We start from the raw sequence: 11,411 nt of genomic DNA, 5'->3' as shown, positions 1-11,411 counted from the left end.
CACGCCGCCGCGATCTCACCCTGCGAATGACCAATGACCGCCGCCGGCTCCACACCGTACGAACGCCACAACTCCGCCAACGACACCATCACCGCCCACAACACGGGCTGCACCACATCAACCCGCTCCAACGCCTCCGCAGCGCCCTCGCCACCCCGCAGCACATCCGCGAGCGGCCAGTCCACGAACGGCGCCAGGGCGGCCGCGCACTCACCGATCCGCTCCGCGAACTCCGGCGAAGACTCCAGCAGCCCCGCCGCCATCCCCACCCACTGCGACCCCTGACCAGGGAAGACAAGCACTGCCTGGTCCCGGGCGGCCGCCACCCCCCGCACCACACCAGGCGACACATTCCCCTCGGCCAACGCACTCAGGCCGTTCATGAGGCCATCCCCGTCGCCCGCCAGCACCACCGCGCGGTGTTCGAACACACTGCGCGTGGTCGCCAACGACAGCCCGACATCGGCGGGCGAAACCTCCCCGTGCCCGCGCACATGCGCCAGCAGCCGCTCCGCCTGCGCCTCCACCGCCGTCTCCGACCGTCCGGAGATCACCCACGGCGTGATCTCCGGCAGTTCCGCAGCCGGGGCGTCGTCATCGGCGGCGGGGCTGGGAGCGTCGTCGAGCGGGGCCTGTTCCAGTACGGCGTGGGCATTGCTGCCACTCAACCCGAAGGAGGAGACCGCCGCGCGCCGCGGCCGTCCCGTCTCCGGCCAGGGCATGCCGTCCGTCAGCAGGCGCAACCCACCCGCGGACCAGTCCACATGCTGCGACGGCTCATCGATGTGCAGCGTCTTCGGCAGCGCGCCATGCCGCATCGCCATCACCATCTTGATGACACCGGCCACACCCGCCGCCGCCTGCGCATGGCCGAAGTTCGACTTCACCGAGCCGAGCCACACCGACTGGTCCGCGGGCCGGTCCTGGCCGTAGGTGGCCAGCAGTGCCTGCGCCTCGATGGGATCGCCCAGCGGGGTGCCGGTGCCATGGGCCTCGACCGCGTCCACATCGGCCGCCGACAGCCCGGCGTTCGCCAGCGCCGCGCGAATCACCCGCTGCTGAGACGGGCCGTTCGGGGCGGTCAGGCCGTTGGACGCACCGTCCTGGTTCGTCGCCGAACCCCGGACCAGGGCCAGCACCTCGTGCCCATTGCGCCTGGCATCCGACAGCCGCTCCACCAGCAGCAGCCCGACGCCCTCGGCGAATCCGAAACCGTCGGCGCTATTGCTGAACGCCTTGCACTTGCCGTCTTCGGACAGCGCGCGCTGACGGCTGAATTCCATCAGCGCGGCCGGTGTGGACATCACCGACACACCACCGGTCAGCGCCATGTCGCACTCGCCCTGGCGCAGTGCCTGGACCGCCAGGTGCAGCGCGACCAGCGACGACGAGCACGCCGTGTCCACCGTCACGGCAGGCCCCTCGAGGCCGAAGGTGTAGGAGATCCGGCCCGAGGCCACACTGCCCGCGCTACCCATGCCGAGGTAGCTCTCAAAGCCTTCGGGGGCCTTCCCGTCCAGACGGGTGGCGTAGTCGTTGTACATGACGCCGACGAAGACGCCGGTCCGGCTTCCCTTGGCCGTCTCGGGAGCGATACCGGCCCGCTCGAACGCCTCCCACGACGTCTCCAGCAGCAACCGCTGCTGCGGATCCATCGCCAGCGCCTCACGCGGCGAGATCCCGAAGAACTCCGGGTCGAATTCATCCGCCTCGTTGAGGAAACCACCGCTGCGGACGTAGTACGTGCCCTCACGCGTGGGGTCCGGGTCGTACGCGGAGTCGAGGTCCCAGCCGCGGTTGGACGGGAGCGGCGAGGTGGCATCGGTGCCCGCCATCACCAGCTGCCACAGCTCCTCGGGCGTCCGTACCGCACCGGGGAAGCGGCAGCTCATGGCCACGATCGCGATCGGCTCGTCGTCCTTGCGCCACGCGGCCCCGAAGGACCCACCCGCCGGTGCCGCGATGGCCCCGTCCTGGGAGCCAAGGATCTCCGAGCGCAGATGGCCCGCCAGTACCGTCGGGTTCGGGTAGTCGAAAACGAGCGTCGCCGGGAGGCGCAGACCCGTTTCCGCGCTCAGCCGGGCCCGCAGGTCCACGGCGGTGAGCGAGTCGAAGCCCAGGTCCTTGAAGGGGCGTCCCACCTCCACAGAGTCCGACTTGGCGTGTCCCAGGACGGCGGCCACGTGGACACGGATCAGCTCTTCGAGCAAGAACTGTTCCTGATCCGCCTCGGACATGCTGACCAGTCGCCGCCGTAGGCGGGCGGCAACCTCATCCGCGTCCGCGTCTCCGGCGCCCGCGACACGCCGGACGGGCATCCCCGGCACGATGTTGCGGAAGAGGGCGGGGAGCTCGGCGCCCTGCGCGCGCAGCGCCTGGATGTCCAGCCGGAAGAGAACTGGCACCACCACGTCCGAGAACAGAGCGGCGTCGAACAGCTCAAGCCCCTCGTCCGTGGCCAGTGGCATCACACCCGAGCGGGATATCCGCCGGATGTCATCCTCGCCGAGGTGGCCGGTCATGCCGCTGGCCTGGGCCCACAGACCCCACGCCATCGACACACCCGGCAGCCCCCGGGTCCGGCGCCACGACGCCAGGCCGTCCAGGAACACATTCGCCGCCGCGTAGTTGCTCTGCCCCGCACCACCCAGCACACCAGTAGCCGACGAGAACAGCACAAACGCCGACAGATCCAACCCCGCGGTCAGCTCATGCAGATTCCACGCCGCGTCCACCTTCGCCCGCAACACCGGCTCGACCCGCTCACGGGTCAACGACGTCAGCAACCCGTCATCGAGCACACCCGCCGCATGCACCACACCACTCAGACCAAAGCCCTCCGGCAACCCCGACAACACCCCAGCCAGAGCCTCACGATCCGCGGCATCACACGCCACGACCACCACCTCGGCGCCGGCGGACTCCAACCCGGCCCGCAACTCGGCCGCACCCTCGGCCTCCGCACCACGACGGGACAGCAGCACCAACTTCCCGACACCGTGCCGGGCCACCAGATGCCGGGCCACCAAACCGCCCAGCACACCCGTACCACCCGTCACCAACACCGCACCGGAACCAAACCCACCCGACTCCGGAGCATCACCCGAAGGCAGCGACCGGCCCAGACGCGGCACCCGCACCGCACCCGACCGCACCACCACCTGCTCCTCACCCAAAGCCAGCACCCCGGGAAGAACGCCCCCGACTCCCTCCACGTCATCGGTGTCCACCAACACCAGGCGCCCGGGATTCTCCGCCTGCGCGGACCGCACCAGACCCCACACCGCGGCCCCCGCCAAATCCCTTACGCCATCGCCCGCATCGACAGCGCCCCGGGTCACCACCACCAACCGCTCACCCGCACGGTCCTCGTCCGCCACCCACGCCTGGACCCGATCGAAGACCTCAAGGACCCGTCCGTACACCTCACCCACCACATCCGCCCCAGCGGAAACGACCCGCATCACCTCTGTCCGCGCCGGGACCTCACCCGCCACGACGGCCCCGGGTGCGTCCATCCACTCCACCCGGAACAACGCATCCCGCGCCGCCCCAGCCACGGCGTTCAGCTGATCCGCGTCAACCGGTCGCAGGACCAGCGACTCGACCGCCGCCACCCCACGCCCCGACTCATCCCCCACCAGCACCGACACCGCATCCGACCCAGCGCCCACCGGCGCCAGCCGCACCCGCAGCGAGGTCGCACCCACCGCCTCCAGAGCGAACCCACGCCAGGAGAACGGCAGCGAACTCCCCGAACCACCCCCCAGGCCCTCACTCACACCTATCGCGTGCAACGCCGCGTCGAACAGCGCCGGATGCAGCCCGAACTGACCCGCCCGCTCCCGCTCTCCCTCCGGCAGCTCGACCTCCGCGAACACCTCGTCGCCACGCCGCCACGCACTCTTCAACCCCTGGAAGACGGGCCCGTACTCCAACCCGTTCTCCGCGGCCCGCGCATACTCACCCGACACATCAACCGACTCAGCCCCCACCGGAGGCCACACACCAAAGTCGAACCGCGCCTCGGAGAGGGCCGCAGCCGAACCCAGCACACCATGGGCATGCCGCGTCCACGCGCCGCCCTCACCCTCCGCTTCCTCCCGCGAGAACACACTCACCTCACGGAGACCGGAAGCGTCCGCCTCTCCCACCTCAACCTGAAGGTGTACGCCACCCGTCGCGGGCACGATGAGCGGCGCTTCCAGGATCAGTTCCTCGACCCGGCCACAGCCGACCTGATCGCCCGCCCGTACCACCAGCTCCGCGAACGCCGTCCCGGGCAGCAACACCACCCCGTGTACGGCATGATCCGCCAGCCACCCATGCGTGGCCAAGGACAGCCGCCCGCTCAGCAGCACCCCACCGCCACTCGCCAGCGACACCACCGCACCCAGCAACGGATGCCCCAGCGAGCCCAACCCCACCGAACCCACATCGCCCACCCCCGCCCGAGCGTCAAGCCAGAAGCGCTCGCGCTGGAAGGCGTAGGTAGGCAGTTCAACGCGGCGGGCACCGTGGCCGGCGAACACCTTCCGCCAGTCAACGAAGGCCCCACCAACATGAAGCTCGGCGGCGGAGGTCAGGAACCGCTCGGGTCCACCCTCGTCCCGTCGCAGCGTGCCGACGACGACCGCCTGGGCCTCGGCGGCCTCGACGGTCTGCTGCAACGGCAGCATCAGTACGGGATGCGGGCTCGCCTCGACGAAGACCGTGTGGCCGTCATCCAACAGCTTTCGAGTGGTGGCCTCCAGCTCGACGGTCTGCCGCAGATTCCGGTACCAGTACTCCGCGTCCAGACCGGCGGTGTCCACCAGCTCACCGGACACCGTCGAGTAGAACGGCACCTCCGACGAACGCGGCGCGATATCCGCCAGAACCTTCAGCAACTCCTCACGGATCGACTCCACGTGCGCCGAGTGCGAGGCGTAGTCCACCGGAACCCGGCGGACCCGGACCTCCTCGCCCTCCAGCTGGGCGACCATCTCATCCAGCGCACCCGGGTCACCCGACACCACGACCGACCCCGGACCGTTCACCGCCGCCACCGAAATCGCACCGCCCCAGGCGGCGATACGCTCCTTGGCCGCATCCGCCGACAGGCCGACCGACACCATGCCACCACGACCCGCAAGACCCACCGCGATCGCCTGCGACCGCAACGCCACCACCTTCGCGGCGTCCTCCAGCGACAACGCACCCGCCACACACGCCGCCGCGATCTCACCCTGACTGTGTCCCATCACCGCATCCGGCTCCACACCCACCGAACGCCACAACTTCGCCAACGACACCATCACCGCGAACAACACCGGCTGCACCACATCCACCCGGTCAAAACCAGGAGCACCCTCAACCCCACGCAGCACATCCGTCAACGACCAGTCCACATACGCCGACAGAGCCGACTCACACTCACCGATCGCCTCCGCGAACACCGGCGAAGACTCCAGCAGCGACACCGCCATCCCCACCCACTGCGCCCCCTGACCCGGGAACACAAACACCGAGCGGCCAGGGGTTTCGGCGTCCTTCCCCCAGACCGCGCCGGGGAGCTTGGCCCCCTCGGCCACCCCCTCCAGGCGCTCGAGAAGCTCCTCACGGCTGGTCCCGGTCACCACCACGCGCTGCTCGAACGCGAACCTGGTCGTCGCCAGCGAGAGGGCCACATCGGCGGCGCCCAGCTCCGGACGCTCCGCCACGAACTCCCGCAGCCGCTCGGCCTGCTCGCGCAGCGCGGCGTCGGTCTTGCCGGACACCACCCACGCCACCGGGCCCGCGATGCCCGCGACACCACCGTCAGCGGGCTCCTCGGAGTCGACCTCGGCCGCCTCGACCTCCGGAGCCTGCTCCAGGATCACATGCGCGTTCGTCCCGCTCACGCCGAACGAGGACACACCGGCTCTGCGCGACTCGCCCGTCTCCGGCCACGCCCGCGCCTCGGTCAACAGCTCGACCTGGCCCTCGGACCAGTCCACGTGGCTCGACGGGGCGTCGACATGCAGCGTCTTCGGCAGAACGCCATGCCGCATCGCCATCACCATCTTGATGACGCCGGCGACACCGGCGACGGCCTGCGTATGGCCGAGGTTCGACTTCAGCGAGCCCAGCCACAGCGGCCGCCCCTCCGGCCGGTCCTGCCCGTACGTCGCCAGCAAGGCCTGCGCCTCGATCGGGTCACCCAGCGTCGTGCCCGTACCGTGCGCCTCAACCGCGTCGATCTGACTGGGGGTCAGCTCGCAGTTCTCCAGGGCCTGCCGGATGACGCGGCGCTGTGACGGACCGTTGGGGGCCGTCAGACCGTTACTCGCGCCGTCCTGGTTCACGGCGGAGCCGCGCACCACCGCGAGTATCTGGTGCCCGTTGCGCCGGGCGTCGGACAGCCGCTCCACCAGCAGCACACCGATGCCCTCGGACCATGCGGTGCCGTCGGCTCCGTCGGCGAACGCCTTGCACCGGCCGTCGACGGCCAGACCGCGCTGCCGGCTGAAGGTGACAAAGCCCTCGGGATTCACCATGACCGTCGCACCGCCGACCAGCGCCATGGAGCACTCGCCCTGGCGCAGCGACTGAGCGGCCAGATGCAGAGCGACCAGCGCCGATGAGCAAGCGGTGTCCACGGTCAGCGCGGGGCCTTCGAAACCGAAGGTGTAGGAGACACGGCCCGAGGCGATGCTGGTGGTGGCGCTGTTGTGGAGGTACGGCTCGATCTCGTCCGGGATCTGCGCGGCCTCGGATGCGTAAGTGGTGTGCATGGCACCGGTGAAGACGCCTGTCTGGCTGCCACGCAGTGACGCGGGGTCGATGCCCGCCCGCTCCATCACCTCCCACGACGTCTCCAGCAGCAGCCGCTGCTGGGGATCCATGGCCAGGGCCTCACGAGGCGAGATGCCGAAAAACGTGGAGTCGAATTGGTCCGCGTCGTGGAGGAAACCGCCTTCGCGAACGTAACTGGTACCCGGAATTTCCGGGTCCGGATTGTAGATCCCCTCCACGTCCCAGCCACGGTTTGTCGGGAAGGGCGAGATCGCGTCCGATCCGTCGGCGACCAGCCGCCACAGTGCTTCCGGAGAATTCACTCCACCAGGAAATCGGCAGGCCATACCGATGATCGCAATGGGCTCGGTGGCCGAACTCGTCAGCTGGCGGTTCTGACGCCGGAGCCGCTCGATTTCCTTGAACGACTTGCGCAGTGCTTCAACGGCCTTGTTCTGGTTGGATGCAGCAGGCATCAAAAACTCCACACTAAACACGTCGTTCGCTGGAAGAGCGCAACGGCCCTGAAAGTAATGAAAACACGGTTCGCCAGACGGACACCGGCCACACTAGCTCTGGCCTCGTAAGGGAAACCCTAGAAACCCACTCAAGCGTGGTTGGCGCCCCGGGCGTGTTCCCGGCCTTTGTTTCAGTAGCGTCTCACCGGCCGTGTGACGCTTACCACTATGCGTTCTCCGCCGCTATTCACGCCCCCGAAATTTCACGCGCTGTTTTCACACGCCAGGGTCTTCTTCGACACGGATCGCACCGGTCGGGCAGCGGGATACGACCTCTCGCAGAACGTCCAGCCGTCCGGTGTCGGGCTGCGCGTCGAGCAGAACGACGGAGCCGTCCTCGTCGCTCTGGTCGAACAGGTCAGGCGCGATCAGCGCGCACTGGCCGGCCGAACAGCACACCTCACGGTCGGCGGTGATCCTCATCGGGTCTCAGTCCTACCTTGTTGTTTGTGGTATGTCTTCTGGGCCCACTTGCTTGACGGACGGTGCGAGAACTCCACATCGTCCGTCACATCCACCGCTTGGTATCTCGATCAGTCGTCCCAGGTGACGGGAAGCGACCTGGGGCCGTAATGCACGAAGTCGTCGCGCATGGGGACCTCGTCGCTCGGCACGGCGAGTCGCAGCGTGGGGAACCTGTCGAACAGGGCCTCGTAGCCGACGCGCAGGATCGTGCGGGCGAGGTGCTGGCCGAGACACTGGTGGACGCCGTGGCCGAGTGCCAGGTGACCGTGGTCCGTACGGCCGATGTCCAGCTGATCGGGGTTGTCGTAGCGCTCGGGGTCGCGGTTGACGGCGGGCAGGGCGACGGTGACCACCTCGCCCTTCTTGATGCTCTGGCCGGCGAACTCGACGTCTTCCAGCGCCCACCGGCTGGCCCCGAGGTGGGAGATGGTGAGGAAGCGGAGGAGCTCCTCGACGGCAGCCCCCATGAGCTCCTCGTCCTCGCGGAGCTTGGCCAGTTGATCGGGGTGCTCGAGCAGGGTGAAGACGCCCATGGCGAGCATGTTGCCCGTGGTGTCGAAGGCCCCGTTGATCAACGTGGAGGCCATGCCCATGAGTTCTTGCTCATTGAGCTGCCCGCCCCGGATCAGGTCTCCGAGAAGGTCGTCCCGGGGGTCGTCCATCCTGATGGGGATGAAGCGGGCCAGGAATCCGCTCATCCCGGAGACAGCGGCGAGCGCCTCGGGGACGGTACAGGAGAGCCGTCCGAGTGTTTCCACGTGCCGCTGGAGGGTCTTCCGCTCCGATTCGGGGACGCCGATCATCTCGCACATCACCCGGGAGGGGACGGATTCGGTGAAGACCTCCACCAGATCGGCGCCCGGCCCGGCCTTTTCCAGGTCGTCGAGTTGTTCGTGCACGATACGCTCGATCATGGGGGCGAGCTGACGCGTGCGCCGGACCGTGAAAAAGCCGGTGAGCAGTTTGCGGTACTGACTGTGACTCGGGTCGTCCGTCTTCGCGAAGGCGCCGGGGTCGGCCGGGCGGCCGTCGTACTGCAGCTCGGTGGGGACGGGAGAAACCAATCCCTCCTGGCGCGCACTGAAGCTCTTATGAGTGAGCAGTTCCTTCGCTTCGGCATGACGCAGGACCAGCCACCCGGGCGTGCCACCCGGATAAGTCATGCGCGTTATCCGCTCCTGCTCACGCAGGGGGGCGTAACCATCCGGAGGATTGAAGGGGCGGCTCCGCTTGGTAGGCATTGGCACTGGGGGGTGCGGGGCGTCGACCAAGACTCCTCCATCGATTTCATAACCCATGTAGCGAGATCGTCGGCAGCTACACCGGCTGGCTCGATGTCGATGCTAGCTTCGCCATCGGCCCGATAGCGCACCACAAGGCCCCTGCGGGCAACTTCTGCAAATTTCCTTAGACAAAGGCGCGAGCTGTTGACCCCGTGCGCGCGGGCGAACTCACCGCGCGGGCCGCGACGTCCGGCGGGTGGCGGGTGACAGGTGGCGGCTCCGCCGGTCCCCCTACCCCGGGTTCGCCGCCTCCAACCACATCTGTTGGCGATGTCGTTCGATTGTCGGCCATCCCACCTAAGTCGATTGTCTTAATAAGACGACCGCCTTACGGTGATCACAGGTCCCCGACACCGGAGGAGTCCCCCCATGACGGAAGCCATCCCCAACTACCCCTTCGAGCAGCCGAACGCACTGGAGCCCCCGCGGGAGTGGGCCGAGACGCGGGCCACCTGCCCGGTGGCACACGTACGGATGCCCAGTGGGGACGTGGTCGGTCTGCTGACCGGATACGAGGAGGTCCGTGGGCTGTTGACCGACCCGCGGTTCAGCCGCAATCTGGACCGCAAGGGCGCCGCGCGCATGTCGACCACCGAGGACGGGGGGACGTTCAGCCGGCCCTCCCAGGGCGACACGGACATCAAGGAGGGCCCGGGACACCGGAGGTGGCGACGGCTGCTCAGCCGAGCGTTCACGGTCAAGAAGATGGAAGCGTGGCGCCCGCGTATCCAGGAGATGGCGGATGAGTTGGTGGACGCCATGCTGGCCAAGGGGTCACCCGCCGATCTCCGCGCGGCGGTGGCCCTCCCCCTTCCTGTGCGGGTCATCTGCGCTCTGTTGGGCGCGCCGAGCGAGGACCAGGACAAGTTCGCGCGCTGGTCGGAGACACTGCTGACGTTGACGCGTTACACCCAGGCCGAAGTGGACGAGGCGCAGGCGGAGTTCCGTGCCTACGCATCCGATCTCGTCGAGCGCAAACGGGCGCAACCGGGTGATGACCTGCTCAGTGAGCTGACCCAGATCACCGACAGCGAGGACGGCCGGCTCAACCACGACGAACTCATCGCCACCGTGGTCGGTCTCCTGCTCGCGGGGCACGAGACCACCTCGAACATGATCCTCAAGATGACGGCGATGCTGCTGTCGGAGCGGGAGCGCTACGAAACCCTGCTCGCCGATCCCGGGTTGGTACCCGGAGTGGTGGAGGAGTCCCTGCGGCTGGACGCCCTCGGCGGGGTGGGCATCCCCCGGTTCATCACCGAGGACACGGAGGTCAGCGGGGTGCCGGTCGGCGCCGGGAGCACCCTGTTCGTCAATCTGCACGCTGCCAACCGGGACGAGCGCAAGTTCCCCGACCCCGACCAGTTCGATCCGCGCCGGGAGAACAGCACCCAGCACGTTGCCTTCGGTGCCGGACCGCATTTCTGCGTCGGCCAGACGCTGGCCCGGGTGGAACTCCAGGTGTGCCTGGCCACCTTCGTCAGGCATCTGCCCGAACTGCGGCTGCGGGACGCCCCGGAAGAACTCCGTATGCGCGAGGGGATCTCGGCGGGCGGCTTCGAGGACCTGTGGGTCACCTGGTGACGGTCCGCGGCGGCGCGGTGAGCGAGCGGCGGCATGCGTACGGCCGGGGCATGCCTGACCGGTGCCATTAGCCTGACGTAATGACTCCTCCCGGCCCGGCTGCCCCGCCGTCTCCACGCTCCGCGCTCGCGCGGGACAAGCTGATGCGCACCGCCGAACGGCTCTACGCCGAGCGCGGGTTCGCGAACGTATCGGTCAGGCAGATCAGCGAGGCGGCCGGCCAGCGCAACAACTCGGCGGTGCAGTACCACTTCGAGAGCCGGGACAAGCTCATCGAGACGATCCTGTCGAGCCACACCCGCCTCGTCGAGAGACACCGCATCGTGATGGTGGAGGCGCTGCGCGAGCGGGAGATCGTGTCCCTGGAGGAGCACTACGGCTGCCTGATCCTGCCGAACGTCGAGAACCACATCGAAGCGGGCACTCCCACCTGGTGTGCCCGCTTCCTCGCGCAGGCCCTCGTCGAGCCCGCGCTGCGCGACTACGTCCTCCAGGACCATCTGGACACGCCGTCGCTCCGTCTGCTGGACGAGATAGGTGCCATCCGCCGGGACGGCATCCGCCCCGAACTCCGCGCCCGGCACGGCACCATGGTGCGCCAGCTCTGCGTGCACGCCTTCGCCGAGCTGGAGTACGACCTGGCGAACGGCCGCATCGACCCCGCCACGGCGGAGGAATCCTGGCGGGTGCTCGGCCAGGATCTGATCAAGGCGCTGTGCGGACTCACCAACGGCCTGCTGGGCCCCCTGTGACCGCGGAGCCTCCCCCCGCTCATGGAGACGGCCTGAAGACACGGGGGTGACGG

General features: G+C 68.5%; 5 protein-coding genes. 2 read left to right on the top strand and 3 right to left on the bottom strand.

Annotated features, from left to right (window positions below; all coding sequences use genetic code 11):
• The 3 genes from ACFXB5_RS38140 to ACFXB5_RS38130 form a co-directional block, all read right to left on the bottom strand.
• Positions 1 to 7,232 (bottom strand): SDR family NAD(P)-dependent oxidoreductase (locus tag ACFXB5_RS38140; protein ID WP_385217104.1); only part of this gene is annotated, 7,232 nt, incomplete at its 3' end.
• A 258-nt stretch (positions 7,233 to 7,490) separates the two neighbouring features.
• Positions 7,491 to 7,697 (bottom strand): ferredoxin, encoded by a 207-nt coding sequence (locus ACFXB5_RS38135; protein ID WP_014057308.1) that lies wholly within the window; start codon positions 7,695 to 7,697, stop codon positions 7,491 to 7,493.
• A gap of 110 nt (positions 7,698 to 7,807) precedes the next feature.
• A complete protein-coding gene (locus tag ACFXB5_RS38130; protein WP_385217102.1) occupies positions 7,808 to 8,902 on the bottom strand; it encodes a cytochrome P450 in 1,095 nt (364 codons plus the stop codon).
• A gap of 489 nt (positions 8,903 to 9,391) precedes the next feature.
• On the opposite strand from ACFXB5_RS38130, the gene ACFXB5_RS38125 reads away from it, so the two are divergent.
• Together ACFXB5_RS38125 and ACFXB5_RS38120 are read left to right on the top strand one after the other, a co-directional pair.
• Positions 9,392 to 10,606 (top strand): cytochrome P450, encoded by a 1,215-nt coding sequence (locus tag ACFXB5_RS38125; RefSeq protein WP_385217099.1) that lies wholly within the window; start codon positions 9,392 to 9,394, stop codon positions 10,604 to 10,606.
• 80 nt (positions 10,607 to 10,686) lie between these two features.
• Entirely contained in the window at positions 10,687 to 11,358 is a 672-nt protein-coding gene (locus ACFXB5_RS38120) for a TetR/AcrR family transcriptional regulator (RefSeq protein ID WP_385217097.1), read from the top strand.
• Positions 11,359 to 11,411: the final 53 nt, after the last annotated feature.

Source organism: Streptomyces sp. NPDC059455 (genome assembly GCF_042750115.1).
Lineage (GTDB): Bacteria > Actinomycetota > Actinomycetes > Streptomycetales > Streptomycetaceae > Streptomyces > Streptomyces endocoffeicus.
This window is presented reverse-complemented; position numbering and strand designations above follow the sequence as displayed.

Coding starts and splice junctions, on each gene's coding strand:
- ACFXB5_RS38135 (WP_014057308.1), bottom strand. CDS start 7,697: ATGAGGATCACCGCCGACCGTGAGGTGTGCTGTTCGGCCGGCCAGTGC.
- ACFXB5_RS38130 (WP_385217102.1), bottom strand. CDS start 8,902: ATGACTTATCCGGGTGGCACGCCCGGGTGGCTGGTCCTGCGTCATGCC.
- ACFXB5_RS38125 (WP_385217099.1), top strand. CDS start 9,392: ATGACGGAAGCCATCCCCAACTACCCCTTCGAGCAGCCGAACGCACTG.
- ACFXB5_RS38120 (WP_385217097.1), top strand. CDS start 10,687: ATGACTCCTCCCGGCCCGGCTGCCCCGCCGTCTCCACGCTCCGCGCTC.